Source organism: Marinococcus sp. LNHM5E3-2.1 (genome assembly GCF_056034365.1).
Genome location: NZ_JBQLIB010000006.1, coordinates 145,273 through 167,346, shown reverse-complemented (window position 1 = coordinate 167,346; position 22,074 = coordinate 145,273). Strand labels below are relative to the sequence as shown.

At 45.6% G+C, this 22,074-nt stretch carries 20 protein-coding genes; 13 read left to right on the top strand and 7 right to left on the bottom strand.

The window, feature by feature from the left end; genetic code table 11:
* Positions 1 to 47 precede the first annotated feature (47 nt).
* Positions 48 to 1,994, top strand: coding sequence for a DNA/RNA helicase domain-containing protein (locus ACTRXH_RS09300; RefSeq protein ID WP_474281847.1), 1,947 nt, complete (start codon positions 48 to 50; stop codon positions 1,992 to 1,994).
* Between the two features lie 46 nt (positions 1,995 to 2,040).
* On the opposite strand, the gene ACTRXH_RS09295 is transcribed toward ACTRXH_RS09300, so the two are convergent.
* The gene (locus ACTRXH_RS09295; protein ID WP_474281845.1) at positions 2,041 to 3,144 is read right to left on the bottom strand and encodes an AbrB family transcriptional regulator; all 1,104 of its coding nucleotides are present in this window, start codon (positions 3,142 to 3,144) and stop codon (positions 2,041 to 2,043) included.
* A gap of 154 nt (positions 3,145 to 3,298) precedes the next feature.
* Here ACTRXH_RS09295 and ACTRXH_RS09290 point away from each other — a divergent pair, with 154 nt between their 5' ends.
* Complete coding sequence (locus ACTRXH_RS09290) at positions 3,299 to 4,624, top strand: DUF2252 domain-containing protein (RefSeq protein ID WP_474281843.1); 1,326 nt, start codon at positions 3,299 to 3,301, stop codon at positions 4,622 to 4,624.
* 42 nt (positions 4,625 to 4,666) lie between these two features.
* Here ACTRXH_RS09290 and ACTRXH_RS09285 read toward each other — a convergent pair whose 3' ends face one another.
* Positions 4,667 to 5,530, bottom strand: coding sequence for a LysR family transcriptional regulator (locus ACTRXH_RS09285; RefSeq protein WP_474281841.1), 864 nt, complete (start codon positions 5,528 to 5,530; stop codon positions 4,667 to 4,669).
* A gap of 114 nt (positions 5,531 to 5,644) precedes the next feature.
* On the opposite strand from ACTRXH_RS09285, the gene ACTRXH_RS09280 reads away from it, so the two are divergent.
* The 6 genes from ACTRXH_RS09280 to ACTRXH_RS09255 all read left to right on the top strand — a co-directional run bounded on the left by ACTRXH_RS09280 (position 5,645) and on the right by ACTRXH_RS09255 (position 10,567).
* Complete coding sequence (locus tag ACTRXH_RS09280; protein ID WP_474281839.1) at positions 5,645 to 6,724, top strand: citrate synthase; 1,080 nt, start codon at positions 5,645 to 5,647, stop codon at positions 6,722 to 6,724.
* 216 nt (positions 6,725 to 6,940) lie between these two features.
* Positions 6,941 to 7,987, top strand: coding sequence for a GGDEF domain-containing protein (locus ACTRXH_RS09275; protein ID WP_474281837.1), 1,047 nt, complete (start codon positions 6,941 to 6,943; stop codon positions 7,985 to 7,987).
* The gene (locus ACTRXH_RS09270) at positions 7,968 to 8,135 is read left to right on the top strand and encodes a hypothetical protein (RefSeq protein WP_474281835.1); all 168 of its coding nucleotides are present in this window, start codon (positions 7,968 to 7,970) and stop codon (positions 8,133 to 8,135) included. Before ACTRXH_RS09275 ends, ACTRXH_RS09270 begins: the two co-directional genes overlap by 20 nt.
* Positions 8,125 to 8,607, top strand: a complete 483-nt coding sequence (locus tag ACTRXH_RS09265; RefSeq protein ID WP_474281832.1) for a DUF4188 domain-containing protein — start codon at positions 8,125 to 8,127, stop codon at positions 8,605 to 8,607. Before ACTRXH_RS09270 ends, ACTRXH_RS09265 begins: the two co-directional genes overlap by 11 nt.
* Before the next feature lie 24 nt (positions 8,608 to 8,631).
* Positions 8,632 to 9,060 carry a hypothetical protein gene (locus ACTRXH_RS09260; RefSeq protein WP_474281830.1) on the top strand — a complete coding sequence of 143 codons (429 nt, stop codon included), beginning with the start codon at positions 8,632 to 8,634 and terminating at the stop codon, positions 9,058 to 9,060.
* 91 nt (positions 9,061 to 9,151) lie between these two features.
* The gene (locus tag ACTRXH_RS09255; protein WP_474281828.1) at positions 9,152 to 10,567 is read left to right on the top strand and encodes a right-handed parallel beta-helix repeat-containing protein; all 1,416 of its coding nucleotides are present in this window, start codon (positions 9,152 to 9,154) and stop codon (positions 10,565 to 10,567) included.
* 48 nt (positions 10,568 to 10,615) lie between these two features.
* Here the strand turns inward: ACTRXH_RS09255 and pelG are convergent, their stop codons facing one another.
* Genes pelG through ACTRXH_RS09230 form a run of 5 tightly spaced genes read right to left on the bottom strand, consistent with a single transcriptional unit; the run spans position 10,616 to position 17,482 of the window.
* Positions 10,616 to 12,088: an exopolysaccharide Pel transporter PelG gene (gene pelG, locus ACTRXH_RS09250; RefSeq protein ID WP_474278863.1), complete on the bottom strand. Its 1,473-nt coding sequence runs from the start codon at positions 12,086 to 12,088 to the stop codon at positions 10,616 to 10,618.
* Positions 12,069 to 13,490: a GT4 family glycosyltransferase PelF gene (gene pelF, locus ACTRXH_RS09245; protein WP_474281826.1), complete on the bottom strand. Its 1,422-nt coding sequence runs from the start codon at positions 13,488 to 13,490 to the stop codon at positions 12,069 to 12,071. Before pelF ends, pelG begins: the two co-directional genes overlap by 20 nt.
* Positions 13,487 to 15,325 (bottom strand): DUF2194 domain-containing protein, encoded by a 1,839-nt coding sequence (locus tag ACTRXH_RS09240; protein ID WP_474281824.1) that lies wholly within the window; start codon positions 15,323 to 15,325, stop codon positions 13,487 to 13,489. The genes pelF and ACTRXH_RS09240 overlap by 4 nt, the downstream gene beginning before the upstream one ends.
* The gene (locus ACTRXH_RS09235) at positions 15,322 to 16,257 is read right to left on the bottom strand and encodes a tetratricopeptide repeat protein (RefSeq protein WP_474281822.1); all 936 of its coding nucleotides are present in this window, start codon (positions 16,255 to 16,257) and stop codon (positions 15,322 to 15,324) included. The genes ACTRXH_RS09240 and ACTRXH_RS09235 overlap by 4 nt, the downstream gene beginning before the upstream one ends.
* Complete coding sequence (locus tag ACTRXH_RS09230; protein WP_474281820.1) at positions 16,247 to 17,482, bottom strand: hypothetical protein; 1,236 nt, start codon at positions 17,480 to 17,482, stop codon at positions 16,247 to 16,249. Before ACTRXH_RS09230 ends, ACTRXH_RS09235 begins: the two co-directional genes overlap by 11 nt.
* 382 nt (positions 17,483 to 17,864) lie before the next feature.
* Between ACTRXH_RS09230 and ACTRXH_RS09225 the strand changes: the two genes are divergently transcribed.
* From ACTRXH_RS09225 to ACTRXH_RS09205, 5 genes are all read left to right on the top strand, one after another.
* A complete protein-coding gene (locus ACTRXH_RS09225) occupies positions 17,865 to 18,551 on the top strand; it encodes a glycoside hydrolase family 191 protein (protein WP_474281818.1) in 687 nt (228 codons plus the stop codon).
* 110 nt (positions 18,552 to 18,661) lie between these two features.
* A complete protein-coding gene (gene galE / locus ACTRXH_RS09220) occupies positions 18,662 to 19,675 on the top strand; it encodes a UDP-glucose 4-epimerase GalE (protein ID WP_474278853.1) in 1,014 nt (337 codons plus the stop codon).
* Between the two features lie 228 nt (positions 19,676 to 19,903).
* Positions 19,904 to 21,109, top strand: a complete 1,206-nt coding sequence (locus ACTRXH_RS09215) for a LysM peptidoglycan-binding domain-containing protein (RefSeq protein ID WP_474281816.1) — start codon at positions 19,904 to 19,906, stop codon at positions 21,107 to 21,109.
* Positions 21,110 to 21,176: 67 nt separating this feature from the next.
* On the top strand, positions 21,177 to 21,428 hold the full coding sequence (locus tag ACTRXH_RS09210) for a hypothetical protein (RefSeq protein ID WP_462865091.1): 252 nt from the start codon (positions 21,177 to 21,179) through the stop codon (positions 21,426 to 21,428).
* A gap of 192 nt (positions 21,429 to 21,620) precedes the next feature.
* On the top strand, positions 21,621 to 22,073 hold the full coding sequence (locus tag ACTRXH_RS09205) for a MarR family winged helix-turn-helix transcriptional regulator (protein WP_474281814.1): 453 nt from the start codon (positions 21,621 to 21,623) through the stop codon (positions 22,071 to 22,073).
* Position 22,074 lies beyond the last annotated feature (1 nt).

The following is a 22,074-nucleotide window of genomic DNA, read 5'->3' as shown; positions in this document are numbered from 1 at the left end:
AACGAAACATTTTTTATTCATTTTGCAAGCTGAAAGGAGCTTTAGCCTTGATCGTTTACGAAGCAAATAAACATGAATTTCTGGAAGATGTTTTTCACGATGAACTCGTTACCAATATATGCAGCAACTACACGTCCAAGGTAGGTAAAATCAACGAAGCAGAGGTGCGGTCCTGGGATAATTCGATGCAGTACATGTACCGGGTGCTGATGGATGACGGGATCCCGGACAATGCCGGTGTCGCGATTGAATTTAAAATTCCGTATACGGCGAAGCGGGTGGATTTTTTAATATCAGGCAAAAATAACAATGACCCCTCTATCGTTATTGTCGAGCTGAAGCAGTGGAGCAGGGCGGAAAAAATTGAGGGAAAAGAAGCTATTGTTAAAACGGTGATGGGCGGAGGGCTCGTGGAAACAACTCATCCTTCCTATCAGGCCTGGTCGTACGCCTCTCTTATTAAAGATTATAATGAAAATGTCCAAAGGGAACATATTGAGCTGCATCCGTGCGCTTATTTACATAACTATCTGTTACAGTCGGAAAATGAACCGCTCACCGACGACGTCTATACCTATTATGTAGAGCAGGCTCCTGTATTTGCAAAGGGAGGGGCCGGCGAGCTCCGCGCATTTATTAAACAATATCTGACGCACGGGGACAACAAAGAAAATATTTATAAAATCGAAAAAGGGAAAATCCGGCCGTCGAAATCGCTGCAGGATACGTTGAACAGCATGCTCGCAGGAAACGATGAATTTCTGATGATTGATGACCAGAAGGTCGTATACGAAACAGCCCTCCAGCTCGCAGAAAAAGCGAAACGTACGGATACCAAGCAGGTGCTAGTAGTCGAAGGCGGGCCGGGCACGGGGAAATCAGTACTTGCGGTGAATCTGCTGGTGGAGTTGACGAATAGAAATCAAACTGTGCAGTATGTGACAAAAAATTCAGCGCCAAGAAATGTGTATGCCAATAAACTAAAGCAGGACTACCGCAAAACTCATATCGATAACTTGTTCAAGGGCTCAGGCAGCTATGTGGACCGGCCGAAGGATGAACTGGACGTGCTTGTCGTAGACGAAGCCCACCGCTTAAATGAAAAGTCCGGCTTGTTTCAAAATCTCGGTGAAAATCAGATGAAAGAAATCATTCATACGTCGAAGCTGGCGGTATTTTTTATGGATGAACACCAGCGGGTTACTTTAAAGGATGCGGGAACGACGAAGGAAATCGAAGCATTCACCGAGCAGGCAGGAGGCGTCCTGCATCGGATGAAGCTTGCCTCCCAGTTTCGCTGCAACGGCTCCGACGGCTACCTGGCCTGGGTGGACGATACGCTCGGCATCCGGGAAACAGCCAATGAGCATTTCATGAGAAAGGATTACGATTTCAGGGTGTTCAGCGATCCAAATGAATTGTACGAAACGATTGCTTTGTTAAATGAACAAAAGAACAAGGCAAGGCTCGTGGCAGGCTACTGCTGGGAATGGCCAAAAAAGGAGAGGTCTTTTTCGGATGCTTACGACATTACACTTCCGGAGCACGGCTTTGGCATCAGCTGGAACCTCGATACCTCCAATACGTGGGCCATTGATGAAGGATCAGTTACAGAAGCGGGCTGCATTCACACATGTCAGGGACTCGAATTCGATTATGTGGGGGTCATTATCGGGGACGATCTCGTGTATCGGGGCGGAGAAGTACAGACCGATTATACGAAACGGGCCAAAACGGATCAGTCGCTGCGAGGAATCAAAAAAATGATGAAGGAAGAGCCTGAAAAAGCCGGGAACGTTGCCGATGAAATCATCCGGAACACCTACCGGACGTTGATGACGAGAGGGCAGAAAGGATGCTTTATCTACTGCACGGATAAAAAGCTCGAGCAGTATTTTAAAGAAAGGCTTGCGCTCACGGAGCTTGAATACACGCCGGGCAGCTTTTTCAAAAAGGACCTGGAGGTAGCTGAAAATTATTCCAATTATGAATAACATTAAAAAATATCCCTTCGCCCTGATAAAAGGCAAAGGGATATTTTTATACTTTCAATGACCCGCGCTTTCTAATCCATTTAAATAGCCACCGAAGTATTGGGGGTACGGCTATAAAAATGAACAGAATGCGAAACAGCTGATAGCAGATGACAATTGAAATGTCCGCGTTCACTTCCCGGCCGATAATGCCCATCTGGTCCATGCCGCCAGGAGCCAGGCTTAATAAGGCGGTAGCGGGAGAAACGTGATGCAGGTGCTCAAGAATCAGACTGAGACTGAACGCCCCGGCGATTAGAACGACCCCGCCGGCTATGGTCAAGGCTCCTATCCTTGCTTTATGCTGAAGCTGTTCGGGCCGGAGCAGCAGACCGAAGTAAGTACCAATCAACAGCTGTGCCCCGTTCGTTACGACAACCGGGAGAGCCAGCGCCTGTAGGCCGATAAGCGTAACACCGATCATTACAAGCATAGGAGCGAGCATATAGGAGGTGGGCAGCCGTAGCTTCTGGCCGGTCCAGGCAGCGGCGAGGCAGAGGCCAAGAAACAGAAGAGCAGAAGGAAAAAGGTTGTCCCAGGACGCCGCTGTCTGAACGGAACTTCCTCCGGACGTCGCGTTTCCGTCTGTAAATAGCGGGCTCACTGCAAGCACGGGCACCAGAAACATAATTAAAATGAGCCGGGTCACCTGCATGAACGTTACGACCGTAATATCAATCTGCTTTTCTTCTTCCGCGAGAGTTACCATCTGGGAAAGGCCTCCCGGAATGCTCCCGGTCAAAGCCGTGGGCAGGGAAACCCCGGAAAGAGAGGCAAACCCGAAGGCCATTAATCCGGAAAACAAAAGAAGCAGCATGGTCAGTCCGATCATCATCGGCAGCTGGGAGCCGATCTGATAAAAGGTCTCCATCGTAAAAGCCAGGCCGATCGTATAGCCGACAATGATTAATCCGGTATTCCGAAGGGGCTGTGGCCAATACATCTGCATTTGCGGCAGCTTTGAAAGAAGTAATACAACTGCCATAGGCCCGAGCAGCCAGGGCACAGGAATAGTCAGCATGGAAAAGAAGAAGCCGCCAACGCAGGCAGCTGCTGCAGTAACAAAAAGGCGCAGCCACGCCGGCTGCACACGTTTAAAGTCATTAAACATACAAAGACCTTCTTTATTGATTAGTAGCGTAGATTAAAGTGATTGTAGCACAAAAGCAGAGAGGATAGGAAAGGGAAAAAGAGGGTAAGTGATACCTGCGATTTGACATGGTATGATAGAAAATAATGGAATTCATAAAAAAAGGAGAGATTTGGTGTCAGAACAAAATAAAGAACTGGATTTTTACACGACAAAAAAATATCTGCGTAAGCAGACGCTGGCAACCATTCTTGATCAATTCGATGACCGGCTGATGAACCTGAACAAAACGCGCCGCAAGGCGAAATATGTCAAGATGAAGCAGGATCCCTACAGCTTCTTCCGGGGAAGTGCGTATTTGTTTTACTACGATGTAGTAAATATCCCGTTCCGGCATCACACACCAGAAGATAAGCCAACCTGGATTATGGGCGACATGCATATGGAGAATTTCAGCAGCTTTCAAAATGAAAACGGAGAAATTGTTTTTGATGTGGATGATTTTGATGAGGGATATCTTGGTTCTTATCTGTATGATGTACTCCGTATGGTGGTCAGCATCCGGCTATTTGCGATGCAGCAGGGATTTGATGATGAGGAGCGGGACGCTTTTGTGCGGACGTATTTAGAAGCCTATCATAAACGTCTGAAAAAGTTTAAAAAAGGCAAAAAAGATCCTGTGAAAACGCAGTTTACTTCAAAAAACACAAAGCAGCCAATAAAAAAGACGCTCGAAAAGCTTGAGGACCGAAAAGCCACCCATGAGCTCGAAAAGCAGACTTTCATTAATGACAGCGGCGACCATGTATTTGAGAAAGAAAAGTCAAAACTGGATTCGGTAACTGACAAAGAGTATCAGGAAATAGTTAAAATCTGGGATCAATATTTAGGCAGTCTGGCAGAGGAAAGCTACCGGAGCGAAGAGCATTATGAAATCAAGGATATAGTGAAAAAGACCGGAGCCGGCATTGGTTCCACCGGCCTGAAGCGTTTTTACATTTTAATTGAAGGCGGAGAGGACCATGTTATTTTGGAAGCAAAAGAAGCACGGACGCCGATTCCAGCTTACTTTTTTCCTTATGAAGAAACGTTTTGGACCACAAATAAGCATCAGGGTAAACGGGTAATCAAAACCCAGCGGGCAATGCACCATCTGGCTGACCCTTATTTAGGCTACTTCACGCTGCAGCACCGCGACTACTACGTACGGGAACGGTCACCGTACGACAAAGATTTAAAAAGCAAGCATTTGGAGAAGCCGAAACGGATGCACCGTACGGTGAAAACCATGGGGAAAATATCAGCAAAAGTTCATGCCCGGGCAGATATTGATATTGCCCAGGGGCTGCTTGATTATCACAGCGAAGATGAAATTTTAAAAGCCATCGGAGACAACGAAGAAATTTTTGTTGAGGAAATGGTTACATGGTCGAGGTTTTACAAAGAGCGGGTAGAGGAGGATTACGAGCTCTTTCTTGAATGGCTGAAGGAAAGCTTTTAATACTGGAAGCAGTAGGTGCTGGCGGGAAGCCGGCACCTTTTTCTATACATAATCAAGAAACTGAAGGACCTCTTCGCTTGTGTACTTATACAAAAGGTAGGTTGAAGCCTGCGGAAGGTCGAATTCCGGGGCGTCCACATGAAGGACCCTTCCTTCGGCAAGTTCCCTTCTCACTGCAGAACGGGGGAGAAAAGACACGCCAAGACCTTCTTCGATAAACCGTTTCGTTACGTGGCTCTGGGAAACCTCCATCGTCTGCAGAGCGGGGAAGCGGGCCCGCAGCTTTCGAAGCAGTATTTCCCAATAACCGGGGTGATTGTAGGTGAAAATGACATTTTTCGTCAGGACGTCTGTGCTGTCGAGGGGCGGAGCTGTTTCAGCATCACCTCCGTCATGAGGGGCGATTAAAAGCACTGGTTCCTGATGCAGCAGTTTCTGGTTCGTATCGCCTCCAGAAGCCGGGAGCAGTGAAAGGCCGATGTCGGCAGAGCCATCATGGAGACGGCGTTCAATGAGAGCTGATTCTTGAACGTCGATGACTACGTCAATATGCGGGTAGGTTTTTATAAATCTGCGTATAACCCGGGGAAGCATCGATACCGCAAGGAGCGGGGAAACGGCGATTGTCAGTGTGCGTGTCTTACCCTGATGCCACTGCTCCATGTCCTCGAGTCCGGAATGATAACTTTTAAGAATAGCCTGGGCATGCGGAAGAAACCGGCGTCCGTCCGGACTCAGTGTGACCCGGCGGCCTTTGGAAACAAATAATTTAAATCCGAGCTGCTTTTCGAGATTTTGGATATGGATAGTTACCGCCGGCTGAGTAATAAAAAGAATTTCCGCCGCCTCGCGGAAATTCTCATATAGAGCTGCGGTAGTGAACGTCTCCAGCCACTCTATTTTCATGATAGCCTCCTTTTTTAATAACATAATATTATTAATAATGAAGAATTTATTTAATGTTTATTATTATATACCTGCGCTAGACTTAATGTAACAATCATAAAGGAGGAAAATATAATGGAAGGAAAAGGACTGGAAAATGTAGTTGCTGCCGAAACTGCTGTAAGTATGGTCGACGGGGAAAAGGGGAGGCTCATTTACAGGGGTCGCCCCGCGGGAGACATAGCACTTGAATCTTCGTTTGAAGAAGCCGCTTATTTGCTGCTTGAAGGAGAAAAGTTTGATGAACAGCAGCTGCAAGTATTTACAGACTCGCTGAAGAAAAAACGAAAGCTGCCGGAGCATATTTGTAAGATGATTGAGCAATTTCCTCATGACCTGAATATGATGAGTGTTCTCGAGGCTGCAGTGTCTGCGCTGGCAGAAAAGCCTTCATTGGAAGAACCGCTGCGTGATCAGGCTGAAAGACTGATTGCTGTGCTGCCAGTCATTATCGCCTATCGCCATCGTTCGCTTCAGCAAAAAGAGATTGTTCAGGAGAATTCGGGCCTTTCCCATACTGCGAATTATTTATATATGCTCCACGGCCAAAAGCCAGCAGAAGCAGAGATCCGGGCGCTCGAAGCGTATTTAATTTTAACGATGGAGCACGGCATGAATGCTTCCACCTTTACTTCCCGGGTGATTGCTTCTACAGAGTCCGATTTCTTTTCGGCTGCTGCCGGAGCAATTGGCGCCCTGAAAGGCCCGCTTCACGGAGGAGCACCGGGAGGGGTCATTGATATGCTTGAAGCTATAGGAGAGAAAGAAAACGCAGAAGTGTGGCTGCGGGCGAAAATAGAGTCCGGGGAGCGGCTGATGGGGTTCGGCCACCGGGTATATAAAACGACAGATCCGAGAGCAGAAGCGTTAAAGAAAATATGTGAAAACATTGCAGGTGAAAATGACTGGCTTGATACTGCGTATTATGTGGAACAAAAGGCGGTACAGCTGCTGGAGGAATACAAGCCGGGAAGAAAGCTTTATACTAATGTAGAATTCTATGCAGCCGCTGTTTTAAAAGCCGTCAAGCTTCCTAAAAGTTTATTCACTCCAACGTTCGCCCTTTCACGAAGTGTCGGCTGGAGTGCCCATATTGAAGAGCAGCGAAAAGATAACCGGATCATCCGGCCTCAGTCTGTGTATGTTGGCAAATAAATAAAAGGTAAAAAGCCGCTGAAAAGCGGTTTTTTATATGGTTGAGTATGAAAAAATTTTCATACGAAACGTTTGAATTAGAAGACAATGGGTAATAATAATGATATTATAAGACTAAAGAACTATATAATTTATAATAAAGTACTAAGTATATTTTTTGTTGTTAAGAAAAGAATTGTAACGTTCGCAGTTTGTGGCTGAGGGGAGGGCTGACTCTTGAGTGGACAAAATAAAGAAGTGCAGTTATATCATACAACGATCAAGTACGGTGTGTACGTTGCCTTTACTGTTCATATGGTGTGGCTCTTAGGCTTTTGGTGGCTGCAATTTGAGATGATGGCTGCTGTGAATGTAATCAGCTGCCTTGCATATGTAATTGCCTATTATTTAATGAAAAAAAGAAAATATGTAACATGTTTTTTCCTCGTACTTACAGAAGTCATGGCCCATGCTGTTGTGGCTACGCTGGTACTTGGCTGGGGAACGGGCTTTCATTATTACATGATTGTTACTGCCTATGTTCTGTTCTTTTTTCCGCAGATTCGCGGGGTAAAGCCTATGGCTTTTGTAATTATTATAATTTTGTATATGGGATTATACAGAATTACTGCAGGCATGCCTCCTGTGGAAAATGATATTGTGGCTTTCGTTTTGCCGGAAGCAAATATAGTGGGTGCGCTTTGTATTATAGCGCTGCTCGGCTCGATTTTCCGTAATAATTTTGATCAAATGATCCAGAACTTATATCAAATGAACCGGCAGCTTGAACATATGGCCGCAACTGACGCACTCACAGGGCTTTTTACGAGGCGGAAGATGTATGAACTGATGTCTGGAAAAATGGAAAAGAACGATTCCTTTTATATCATGATGATCGACATTGATTGTTTTAAATCAATAAATGACCAATACGGGCATGCGGTAGGAGATGCAGCTATCATACATGTCTCGGAAGTTATTACGGCAAACCTCAAGAATACAGGCTTTGTCTCCCGCTGGGGCGGGGAGGAGTTTTTGGCAGCGGCAGACGTTTCAGGTGATGAAGAAGCGGAAAGGCTGGCAGAGACGGTAAAAGAGGAGATGAATATAAAAGCCCTGCACCACTGCGGAGAACCGGTGCCGGTAACGGTATCAATCGGGATAGCGAAATGGGAAAGAGGCCGGGATACTGAAGAGGTGATTAACGAGGCGGACCGTGCGTTATATAATGCGAAACAAAAAGGGCGGAACCGGACAACGATACATGAAGTGGTGGAAATCTAATAATAGCTCTTCGGCTAAAACAGCTGAAGAGTTTTTTTATGAAAAGGAAGCCGCATCAAAAAAAAGAGGGTATGATAAAGAAAAGATGAGCAAAGCTTGTCATTTTCGGGAGAACTACAGCGAAAGGGGAGAAAAGAATGACCAGTGAAATTATGACCGGCAGGTATACCACGACAGGGGACCAGGAAGTGACTGTGTTTGTAATAGGAATGAGAATCAACAAATGGCGGGCGGTGCATAAATGGCTGCCGGTACTGCTTGCAATGCCTCCAATGATCAAAGAATTATCAATAAACAAAGAACTTGGCTGCATGGGCTTACAAAGCTATATCCAGTTGCCAGCAACGATGATGATCCAGTACTGGAATTCCGAAGAACAATTGCTGGCATACGCAAAGGCGCCGAAGCATCTGAAGGCGTGGCGGACGTTTAATAAAAGAACTAAAGGAAATGACGCAGTAGGGATTTACCACGAAACGTATATAGTGCCAAAAGGGGCATACGAATCGATTTATGTAAACATGCCGTCCTTTGGGCTCGGCAAAGCTCTTAGCACTGAGCCAGTAACCAAAGCGACCGGTACAGCCAAAGAACGATTGAACCGGACAGCCGGAAAATAACCAGGTGCACAAGGAGGAGAAAAAGTGGAAGAAGAGAGCCGCAGAACAGCAGGATGGTTGGTGATAGTATTACCTGCAGTTATTTACGGAGGCGTTAGTCTGCTTCAAATGATTGTTTTTAAGGATGCAGGTTATGTAGAGAATACGCTCCGGCAGGATTTCTTTCGTGCCGGACATGCGCACGCAGGAGTGCTTCTTATCCTTTCACTGGTCATACTTTTATATGTGGACTATACTTCCTATGGGTCAAAAACGAAACGCTTTATACGCCACAGTATTCCGATGTCAGCCATACTGCTGCCAGCCGGTTTTTTCTTTTCAGTATTGGACCCACAAGCTACAGAGCCAAACGCATTTATATATGCTGCTTACGTCGGGGCAGTACTCCTTGCCCTCGGGCTAATATTGCTTGGAATCGGCTTAATAAAAAATAAAATTCCAGGCAGGGACTAGGACTAAACTCTTGTTATGACGTATAATAAATAACAGTATCATCCCTGTGCAGAATACTCAGGGTAACTTTGACAAAAAGTGAGCAGATTAAATGAAAAAACTATGGATAGCCCTGACGCTTCTTATTGCAGCGGGTATTACTGCCGGAGTATTAATTTTTTCGGAATGCACTCAGGCAGCCGCGAGCTCCTGTCTTTATGTAGCGACGGACGGGGACGACAGTAATGACGGCAGCAGATCAGCACCGCTGCAGACGTTGAACGCAGCTTCTGAACAGGCGGAGCCTGGAACAATCGTATATGTCAGAGGGGGCACGTACGAAGAACCGCTGGAGGTATCACAAAGCGGCAGCGCATCGAATCCGGTTACGTTTGAGGCATATGAAGACGAAGAAGTCATTTTAAGCGGTGAAGAAATGGAAGATGAAGCAGGTATAACAGCAATGATCCGTATAGAAAACCAGAATCATATCACCATTCGTGGATTCACCATCCAGAATTTATCGACAGAAATTAGCAACGAAACACCAGTAGGTATTTTCGTTCATGACAGCGCCGAAGGAATTACACTCGATAACAACCATATTCGCGGGATTGAAACAAACGCAGACAGCGGAAATGCTCACGGTATTGCGGTATACGGCCGGGAAGCGATAACCAATGTCGAAATTATTAACAATACAGTGGAAAATCTTATACTCGGCTCAAGCGAAGCGGTGGTGCTAAATGGAAATGTAGAAGATTTTACGATTGCTTCGAATACCGTACGCCATAACGACAACATTGGAATTGACATGATCGGCTACGAGGAGGTCGGAGACGACCCGGATCTTGATTACACACGGAATGGAATAGTGGAAAACAACACCGTCTACGACAACTCTTCGTATGGCAATCCTGCGTATGGCGAGGGGGATGTTTATGCCGCAGGAGGCATTTATGTAGACGGCGGCAGCGACATTGATATTCAGAACAATACGGTATACAGGAATGACCTGGGTATTGAAGCAACCTCAGAGCAGGACGGGGAACAGGCGGACAATATCCGGATTACCGGGAACACCGTCTATGAAAACAACTTTACCGGTATCTCCATCGGCGGGTATGACGAAAAAAGAGGCGGGACAAAAGACAGCACGATTACAGAAAACATTATATACCGTAATGATACAAACGATTTGGACGGAGGACAGCTGCTGCTGCAGAATGATACGGAAAACAACAGGATTGAAAACAATATATTAACAGCAGGAAGCTCCCGGGTGTTTGTGGCTAATTACTTTGAAGATAACACGAACAACGAATTTGACCAGAATGTGTACCACCGGGAGAAGGGCAAGGAAGGCATCTGGATTTGGGAAAACGAGCAGGTATCGACGCTTAATGAATTTCAGTCCCTGATTGGCAGTAATAACGATTCCCGTTACGTGAATCCGCAGTATAAAAACGCCGCTAATTACAACTTTGAATTGTCGCAGGATTCCCCCGCACGTGATGTCATTGAATAAAAAAGAGCCGGACGGATAGCAGTTTATCCGTCCGGCTCTTTTATGCTTTTAAAGAATGGTGCGTTTGTTCATCCACTGACTCAATTTAGTAAATAGGGTCGGAGGATTTGGACGTTCAAGATTATTCGGATTGCAAAAAGCAAAGTAATCGACTTTTTCGATAAAGTACGTGAGACGGAGCAGAGCAAACAGCAGGGCCCCGCTCGATCCAAGAGCAAAGCTTAATCCGTAGCCGTTAAATCCAAAAGGAAGCAGCAGGAAGGTGAGTACCGCATTTAAAGAGAAAAACAGGATGGAAGTAATCATCGCACCGCGCCGGTCTTCAAAATAGAGAAGGATGAGCGTCAGCACAAGAACCATCGCGTTTGAAAAGGCTCCGACCGTCGTAAAACGGAAAATCGAAATGATATCGTCCTCAATTGCCACGAAGGAGGTAACGTAGCCAATCGATAAAATGATTACAATCGAAATCAGGCCCTGGCTGCGAACGAGCCGTTCAAGCTCCTGCTTCAAGACGTACTGCATAGATTCCTTCGACGTTTTGATCTGCTGAAGCGTCCCTCCCTGGTTGATATAGCCGTAAAATGAACGATACCGCTCATAAAAGCGGGTCTCCACCGATACAACAAAGATAATCAGGGTAGGAATAATAGTCAGATACGACCAGAAGATCGCGGTATCATACACCCGGTTATAGACGAACGAGTCGAGAAGAATCGACCTTCCTTCCCCGAACCAGATAATCCAGTTACACACCCAGATACCGACATTGTACAAAAATCCGGTCCAGAACAAGGTCGGGTATTTGTCGAAATAGCTGATATATTGAAACTGGCTGTCAGATGTATGAAGAGGAAACGTGAGCAGCATCGAAAACAGCAGCCCGAACAAGGTGATAACCATGCCGCTCGTAAATCCGAGTACAAGCATAAAGCTTGTAGCGTGTGGAATGAATGCAAAAGCTTCTGCAGAGCGGCCAAGGAGAAATACCATTCCCACCGCAACCACTGCCCCGGATAAAAAGCTGTAGGCGACAGCCTGATAAAACTTTGCGGCACTTAAGAATAAAAACAGCACCCAGATTAAGTTAATGGTTACAAACAATACGAGGAGCAAAAGCTCATACAAAAATGGAAGAGAGCTGATCCATATAAAGATGAGCCAGGCAGTAACCGCGAGAAGCAGAGTTACTTTTGTCATTCCGAGAAAGGTTGGAAAGACTTTATTTGTCTTTTTCTCATAAAATAGATCCGCGACATATCGCGTAACTACCAGCTGCTGGATACCAAACAGCACCTGAGAAAATATAAATGAATAGGAAATCGATAAGTTGAAAAGCTCCCGTTCCTGCAGCGTTACAGGCAGAAAAACCATGGAAAACCATTGGATCATCGCAATCGTGGCGATAACTACAATCCATGGCCCGGCGGTTACGAGGCCGGCAAAAGCATAGGCTTTCATTCTGGAGGAAAAGTAATCTTCCTGAAACAACTGCTGGAGTTTAAACCCTATGCCGGCCATATTCGAGCCCCCTTTGATGATAACGTTCTGTGTACTCCTGAATAAACTGATGAATCTGGTAATACGCTTCGACCCGGCTCTGCCCGTTGCGGCCGAACTTTTCGGCCTCTTCCGGGTGCTGATAAATCCATTCACAGCGCTGGGCGACCTGCTCCGGGTTCACCGGCGGCACCACAAAGCCGGCCGGCCCATATGGATCGCCTTCCCGGCCGTGAATCAGCTCGGAGCAGGAGCCTACATTTGTAGCGATAAAAGGGAGGCCCGCAGCCATCCCTTCAAGAACGGCCAGTGGCTGTCCTTCAGAAATACTTGTCAGCAGACATACATCAAACGTTGGCAGGTAATCGGTAATGTTTACTTTTCCGACTAGAAAGACGTGGTCCTGGAGCCCAAGCTGGTCGACGAGCCGCCGGCACTCACCGGCATACTCGAGATCTTCATCCAGAGGCCCCATAATAGTGAGTTTAAATGGGACAGAACGGCTTTTTAAGATGTTACCGGCATGAATCATCGTCTTAATGTCTTTAATAGGCACAACGCGCACGATGGCTCCGATATGAACATAGGATCGATGATGCTTATCTTTTTCTACAAGCGATAAGCGGGAGTAGTCAATTCCATTTGGGATGATTTCAATCTTAGACGGATCAGCTCCAATATCCTCCTGCAGTTCGCCGTTGCGGGCAAACAGGGTGATTACATCATCCGCCTCTTTGTATGCTTGACGGGAAAGGTGGTGGAAAAACGTGATCCAGCGCTGTTTGTAGTAATCCGGTATCCAGTCAGCCTGAAGAATTTCTTCCTCACGCTCCCGGGAATAAATGCCATGCTCGGTCAGAAGATAGGGAATTTCCTGCTGTTTTTTAATAGCTGCAGCTACCATACCGGCATAGCCTGTCGAGGCTGAATGCACAATATCAAGCTCGGGAAAAGAAAATTGAAGCAGTTCGATCACGGGCGCAAACATGCCGCGCCACATCCAGAAATAATCGATAAACGAACCGGACTGCTTTTCTTTATCGTAGCTCTGCTGCACTATTTCCCAGAACAGGCTGCTTGAGAAAAAGTTTTCTGTGCCCCCGAGCTTTTGTCCGAGAGCAAGAAGAGCGTCCGAACGGACTGACTCAAACATCATCCATTCGGTAATGGCTTCTTCATCCTCCGACGTCAAATGGAAATTCCGCTGCCGTCTCGGCTGCTGCATATTAAGCGGAAGATTCAGGACCTGCGAAATGTTGCCCGGCAGCTCATAACGGTAATCTTCCGGGGAGATCGGCTCCGGAGTGATAGCGATGATGACGAATTCATGCTCAGGCATCTGCTTTACGAGCATCTGCACCCAACTGGCCACCCCGCCGCTGACGTACGGATAGCTTCCTTCTACAACCATGCCTATTTTCATGACGCATCATCCTTTAGTGGAATTTCAGCCTGCGGGTCTTCGAGGGTCAGCCGGTACAATGTGCCGGAATCACCGTAGGCTTCAATGGAGCCGAAGTCAAAGCTCCCTGTTTCAATGGAGGTCCCCTTTTCAACACGAAGCATCATGGTGGAAGGTTCAAGAAGACTTTCCCCCTGAATCATAATCCGGTCCTCCTGATACATAACGTCAATGTTTGAAGCCTGATAGCTTTTCATTCGTTCGGTTGCCTGTGCCTGGGTCATGCTGTCGAGGTACGGATAAGTGTCTTCGACAAAAACTGCCATGTCTTCAAACTGAGCTTTCATATCCTCCCAGCCTTCCCCGTAAGCCCGGTCCGGGTCAAGCACATCATCCGGGTGAATAAAGTGGGAGAAGACACCGAAGTTTGCAATTGCATCTGCCTGAATGAACTGAGAGTCGGGACTTTCCCAATACCCGCTGGAGACACGCGGGAAATGGTAAATCGAAGGATATTCTTCATCTTCTTCAAACTCCTGAATGAAGCTTCCTTCGCCTTCGCCGGTATAGAGAGAAGCAATTGTGTTAATGCTTGGAAGAGCTTCATGAATCGCTTCAATTCCGGTTCTGTTCAGTACGTTGGAAGGAGGCACGTACGTTTTAAATTCCTCTTCAGGGTAGTAATGCTGAAATACTTCCTCTACCCGTGTCAGTGACTCCTCCATTTTCTCCTGGCTTTCCCAAGGTCGGTATAAAAGCTCGGGATCCATCGGTTCGTCTTCGGTTACGAGCGGCTGGTGATTGTACCCGTGCAGGCCGATCTCCCCGTCGTGGCGGTAGACATTTCTGCCGAAGAAAAGCAGTGGAAAGCGGTCATTTTCAATAAGCTCTTCGGCCGTAGCATCCATTCTATCTTCATATGTCCCGATGATTAATCCAGTATACGTCAGGTCATGGTCCATGCCGATTTGTTTCATATCCTCCCACCAGACATCAGCGTAAAAATCTTCCACAGACATATTGTACTGACTGGCAATTTGTTCGTTCTCCTCTGTCGGAGCGGGAGCAGGGAAGTCGTCAATATGGGCCATTTTAATGTCAGCCTGACTGCTTGCAAAAGCAGGAGGCAGAATAGATAGTGACTGCAGCATCATACCCCGTGAGTTTTTTATTTCCATGGAAGTTGTGTTCCAGAAAAGGGTTTTTCCGTCCCCGTATTCATTTGTCCACATCAGTGGGTCGCCTTCGGTGGATAAATAAGGTTCCGCTCCTTCACGCAGTGTTATGTTGGCGATGCTGTGGGAAAACAGGGTAGAATCAGAACCAAGATCGGTATAGCCCGGAAAAAGCTCCTGCTCAAAGGTAAGGCCCTGCCGGTTGCTAAAATCATTCACGTCGTCAATGCCGAGCATTTCATTATATCTTGTATCAATAAAACGAGCGCCAATGTAGAGACGGCCGCCCTCTTCGACGAAGGATTCTATTTCTTCAAACGGCCATTCTTCAGCATGCTCGCCGGCGAGAACAAGCACATTGTAAGGAGAAGGCTCGAGATCTGCAATTTCGTCCCGGGAAATTTCGGTATGCGGCACTTTAGCATAATCGAGGGCATGCTCAAAGTTATTTAACGTATTTTCAGAAAGGTCACTGTCGTTTTTGTGAATGTAGACATTCATTTCTTCACCCGCCGTTTCCGCGTTGCCGGAATCCATCGTTTCTGTTTCTTCCGCTGTGTTTGAGGCCTGATGGGGGAGCCACAGCTGAAAACGCTCGAGCCGGATAAACTGGAGAATAAGAAGAATACTTAAAATAACGACGAAGAGCCCGATCGTTGACTTCATCATCTGTTTTTTCATGAAACGACTCCTCCCATCTGCCGGACAATATACTGGCGGTTTTCCGGTATTTTTTCTGCAGCTACATGTTCATTCATTTGAGAGAGAACTTGCTCTATCCCGGCCCAGTCTTTTTGATTATAGTAGTATTCGATTAAGTTTAAATAACCATCGGCTTCATGCGGGAAAGCCTGAAGCATATACATGTACGTATTGACGGCCTGTGTTGGAGAACCTTGCTGCAGATAGATGTCTCCAAGCTGGTTGAAAACCTCCATATGATCCGGAAAGTCTTTGGCCGCCTGTTCTAAAAACTGAAGATACACATAGCGGAGGTGCTCCTGCGAATGATCGTCAAGCAGGCGGCTGTCGAGGTAGCCGCGGTACACTCCCATCAATCTGCTGAGAGTCTCTTCGCTGTGAAGGTGTTCATGCTTCGTTTTTGCTGTATCAAGACTTTTTTCATAGCGGTCGACAAGCAGATTCATTGTCGTCGCAGCATAATGGACGGTCTCTGAATCATCGTTGTTGAGTCCGAGATTCAAATACTTTCCTTTATCCGAGATATTGGAGTTAATCAGCTTCAGCATTAAGCTTTTGCGGTCCGGCTGGTTATCGTTTGTAAATGCTTCCATCAAGGGAGTGAGGTTTTTATTGTCTTTGGCTTCATAGCGAAGATGCTCCAGGTTAATCGGCTGAAACTTCACGTATTCTGTATAATCAGAGACAATTTTGTTTGAATCCACCCGCCTCGAAGCCCACCAGGCAAGAAGACCGAAAGCCTCCCCGAGCAAAGGAAGAAAGCAGCTGATCAGCACAATCCAGATAACGGCTCCGTACTGATCCGCCTGGAGTCTTTTTTTCGCAGCCTTCGCCGCAGCAAATAAAATACAGGCGTGAACGATGTAAAAAAGAATCACGAGTATCGTTGGCTGTATAAGGTTACCCAGCATGAGTGCCTCCTTTTTCTTTTAAGGCTTTTTTGATTCGTTTTTCAACCACTTGAGCGTTTTCAGCATCGGTGCCGGGCAGGAGGAAGTAGAGAATACTCTGTCTGGCATCAAAGCCGATAATATCTATTTCACGCAGGTAGGTCCGCAAAATAACTTCAGCTTCAGCAACAGACATTCTCTCGAAGCGGTCAAACTGAATGGCTACTGTGCTGTAAGGAACGCCGTACTCTTCCTGGCGCACCTCCTGCTGGGCCACATGAGCATCAAAGGCATCTTTATAGTAGACATTTGTTCCGGGAAGCATTTGTTTCTCTTCGTCCTTGGCCTGCCATTCACGTGCTTTTTCAATACGGTTGGAAATCCAGTCAAGCACAAAGGACATGATTTGGATTTCATGAGTAGTAAGACGGGAGAAATCGAGCTGGTCGATAATCAGTACTTCCTGGATTTCTTCGTTATAAACGATTGGCCCTGCAATTACCGGGGCATTTTTTTCGTCTTTGACGTTTCGCAGCGTGATTGCCTTTTCCGTAAACAAGCGTTGGTAAAAGGATGATTCTTCGCTTAAAAATACAGTTTGCGGCAGTATCTGGGAGCTTCCCTGACGCACTCTCAGCCGAAGGGATCTTTTCGACGAATCCACATGATAAATCGCAATATCATTAGCTTTAAATAAATCTGCGATAATCGCGATCGCTTCATTTCGCACAAGCTCCGGCGTAGGCTGGTCGAGCTTAATGCCGACCTGGTAAATCTGAGCAAGAGTATGCTCGGAGTCCAGTACTTTTTCCTGCATAACCCGTTGGGAATCCTCGAGTTCTTTAATGGTTTTGGTCAGTTCTTTATTATCATCCCTTAATTCATCCTGGGTGTACGTAAGACTTTCATAGCGCTCCCGGTAGGACGAGCTGTAGAGGCCGCATATAACAGCGAGAAGCAGGGAAAACAATAAATAAAGGTAGTCCCCGGTATCATAAAACAGAAGGAACAGATCATCCCCTGCTGTAAATGTGGCAATAATGTGATACACAAGAATAGTGAAAAAACTCAGGATGGCAATATTAATGCCGTACCGCAGAGAGAAAAACAAAATAACAAACAAAAATGGGTTAAGTGTCCAATCAAGCATTCCCAGCTGGAATACCTGGTCGATGATCCCCAGTACAAGAACGACAACGAGCAGCTCCACAACTTTTCTCCACACATTTTTCTGCGTGTAAATCATCCCATCACCTCTTCAAAAAGTTATATTAGATTTATGTACCATATTGCCATTACCGCACCATCAGAGTAAGATTAATGAAACTTTGTACTTACAAAAGAATTGAAACTGTGATGATAAGGGTTCAATGACATGGTTCATAAATCCCTGCACTTAAAAAGGACCGGTCCTAATTCTGTGCTTCAAAGCTTGATTATTATCTATAAGGAGGAGCATTATGGGTATTATCTCACAAAAAATGATTTTTGTTACAAATTTTTCTCTATTTTTTTATGAGTCTTTTCTAACTAAAATAAAACCCGCTTCTAGCGGTACTTTCCCGCTGACGAAAATGAAAAATTACAAAATTTTTTACGATTCCCCAAACAAAAATATAATCAGGGAAATGAAAAATTATGATGTGGTAATCATTGAACCGGTGTATTATTCCAGACAGCAGGTAAAAGCCATTCAACAGGCGGGAACGAAAGTTTACGGTTATATTAATGCAATGGAAGCGGATCGATGGAATGAGGCTTTGTATACACAGATGGAGGAAAAAGATTTTTTTCACCGCCATGGAAGCCGCGTATATTATAAACAGTGGGATTCCTACCTTATGAATATGGACGAAGAGCATTACCGGCAAGTCCTTTTGAATGAAGTCACAAAGCAGGTTTACGCCAAAGGGTGTGACGGTGTATTTTTAGACACGGTGGGAAACATCGATGACGAGCATGAAAACGAATCTGAAATACTGCGTAAGCAGCGTGCCGCGATGGCTGTGTTTATGCAAAGCATTAAAGATAAGCATCCGCACCTCACTCTCATTCAAAACTGGGGATTTGATACGCTCAGTTCTGTTACGTATCCGTTTGTAAACGCCGTCATGTGGGAAGGGTTTGAGTATTCAGCAATTGTAGGGGATGAATGGGCGCAGCAGAAAATTGCCAAATTAAAAAAGCTGCGGAAAAAACACAAAATTCAAGTACTGACGGTGTCGGGGCGTGAAGAGAAAGAAAGCCGGCAGTACGCAGAATCTAAAGGGTTCTGCCATTTTCATTCCCCGCGTGGATATAATGTCTGGGAATAGAGCAGAAAATCAAAGCAGTAAAGAGTTTTACAGATAATAGTATTGTTATTAATAAGAAAATGATGTAGTTTGAAAATAATAAATAACCAAATTTTGGAGGGAGATCAGCGATGATTCTGGTAACCGGCGGTGCGGGATATATAGGAAGCCACATTTGTGTAGAACTATTGGAGGAAGGTCACGAAGTAGTAGTTATTGATAATTTTTCCAACAGCCGCTCTGTTTCGTTGGAACGGGTGGAGGAAATCACAGGAAAAACTCTTGAATATTTCGATGTGGATCTGCTGGACCGCAAAGGAATGGAGAGCATATTTGAAAAATTTAATATTGAAGCAGTCATTCACCTGGCAGGGCTGAAGGCAGTCGGAGAGTCTGTGGAGGTTCCGCTCAAATACTATCATAACAATATTACGGGTAGTATTATCCTTTTAGAGACAATGAAAAAATATGATGTGAAAAAGATGATTTTTTCGTCTTCGGCTACCGTGTATGGCACACCTAAAACAAATCCAATTACGGAAGACTTTGAGCTGCAGGCGACGAATCCCTATGGCAATTCAAAACTGATGATTGAAGATATTCTCCGGGATCTTTACGTGTCCGATCACGAATGGAGTATTTCCATTCTACGGTATTTTAATCCTATCGGCGCACATCCAAGTGGACGCATCGGAGAATCCCCAAGCGGTATACCAAACAACCTGATGCCGTATATAACGCAGGTGGCAGTAGGAAAGCTCCCGCAGCTGAATGTGTTCGGCGATGATTATCCAACAAAAGACGGTACAGGAGTGCGGGACTACATTCACGTTGTCGACCTTGCGAAGGGTCATTTAAGCGCCCTGCATAAATCGATGGAAGGGCCGGGTATTGGAGAGTTTAATCTTGGCACCGGCCAGGGTTACAGTGTACTGGAATTGGTGGAGGCCTTCGAAAAAGCATCCGGCAAGAACGTGCCGTATGAAATACGGGACCGGCGTCCGGGTGATATTGCTGTCTGCTATGCCGACCCGGCCAAGGCCCGTAATGAACTGGGATGGACCGCTCAAAAAGGAGTCGAGGATATGTGTGAGGATTCCTGGCGCTGGATTAAAAATAATCCAGAGGGTTATCCGTCTGTGTAAATAGTAATGACTTAAAAAAGCCTGGTATGCCAGGCTTTTTTTGCTTATATTTCTAAATTTAAGAGAAATTTCTAAAAAAATGTACTTTATATGTATAAAATATAGTTCTTTAAGCACGGTACTTATTGCTGGATTTGCAGTATAATAAAGGAAATAATGAATGGATGTTCACTCATACATATGCCGGGGGACCGGCATAACTAAATAAATGGGGTGAGCAGGATGGTTATGAAGTGGTTTAAAGCCGCTGTCATTCTGGTATTTTTGCTTGTTACCTGTTTCTCGTTCCCGGTTCAGGCGGATGCTGCGAGCTCAAAGTACGTAGTGAAAGGCAACACTTCGAGTAAAGTGGTGGCGCTGACTTTTGATGACGGTGCGGATGGCACGAATATTTCCAGAATTCTTCAGACACTGTCGACCCACAATGTAAAAGCTACGTTTTTCTTAACTGGTACTGGTACGAAAGATCACCCGCAGTCTATTCGAAATATCGCAGCTGCTGGGCACCAACTCGGTAATCATTCATATTCCCATCCTGATTTCACTACCATTTCCACAACGAAAATGAAAAAGGAGTTAGCAGATACTGAAGCCCTGGTAAAAAGCACTACCGGTAAATCAACCAAGCCAATCTTTCGGGCTCCGTTTGGCGCCACTAACTCTACAGTTCTTAAAACAGTGGGAGATGCAGGCTATACGCATACTCTTCACTGGAATATTGATACGATTGACTGGAGAGGACTTTCAAAAACACAGGTGTTGAATAAAGTAGTCAATAATATTGAACCAGGTTCCATCGTATTAATGCACACCGGGGCAGGAGCGCCTGGCACGCCAGCTGCACTGCCGGAAATGATTACCAAACTAAAAGCGCAGGGATACAAATTTGTAACGGTCTCTGAGCTTCTGCAAATCCAGGGTTCGCCATCGACCGGGGGAGCTTCTTATACTGTGAAATCCGGGGACACGCTGTACAGCATCGCGAACCGCAATGATGTGAGCGTGACAGAGCTGAAAAAAGCGAACGGCATTCCGACAAGCTCGAACGTTATCCGGGTTGGCCAGGTATTGAAAATCCCGGGCAAAGGGACTACTACTCCACCTCCTGCTGAATCCGGCTCGTATACCGTGAAATCCGGGGACACGCTGTACAGCATCGCGAACCGCAACGATGTGAGCGTGACGGAGCTGAAAAAAGCGAACGGCATTCCGACGAGCTCGAACGTTATCCGGGTCGGCCAGGTGTTGAAAATCCCGGGTAAAGGCACAGTCTCTCCGCCAGCCTCATCTACTACGTACACCGTAAAGTCAGGTGATACGTTGTACAGCATCGCAGGAAGATACAATACTACTGTCCAAAAAATCGCTGCAGACAATAACATCTCCAATACTGGTGTAATCAGTATCGGTCAGAAATTAAAAATCGCTTCGTAATAAAAGGTTGAACGTAAGCCCTGTACGGGTAAAGAGAAGCAGACCGTAAGAAAAGGGAGGTTTTCTAATGACCGAAATTACGTTCAAACCAGAAAAAGGCACACACACTACGAAAAGCAGCGACGGTCATAACATTCAGTACACGATCAATTTCGTGGAAAAAAATAACGAACGGGCTGTACACGTGAATTACGAAACGAAGGACCGGCTTACACCGCAGGCTGGAACAGTACTATTTGAAATGGGACAAACAACGATAGAGCAGCGTGGAGTTGTTTTTAATTTAGATGGTACGCTTGAAAAAGGAGAAAACGAATAAACCGGCTGAAAAATCAGCCGGTTTTATTTATTTAAAAGGAAAAATGATTACAACTAAGGGCGTTCTTTAATCAGCAAAGCCACGCTGGTTCTTAAACAAACGAGCTTTTTCTTAAAATACTCGTTTCCTTCTTGACACATAAAAAAACAAAGCGTAATATTATCTTTAATTAAAGATAATTGAATTAAGGATATGATGAGCATGAGCAATCCTATGAGCGGGCAGGACCTCGCTTTAAAATCATTAGTCGTGTTATCAAGAGCCAATCATGCAGTAGAAGAAAAAATAAGGGAGGATATACGTGCACATGGTTTGAATCCTACCGAATTTGCTGTGCTTGAGCTTTTGTATCACAAAGGAGAACAGGCCATTCAGCGCATCGGAGAAAAAATTCTGCTGTCGAGTGGAAGCATGACCTACGTTATTGATAAACTCGAAAAGAAAAAATATCTTTTTCGGACCCGGTGTCCGGAAGACCGGAGAATTATTAATGTACGTATTACAGAAGAAGGCTCTGCCTTGATGGATGAGATCTTCCCCCGTCACCAGGCAGCTATTCAGGAGATGTTCAGTGTACTTGATGACCAGGAAAAAGAAACATTTATAGCTATGCTGAAAAAATTAGGTCTCTCTCTCGAAAAATAAT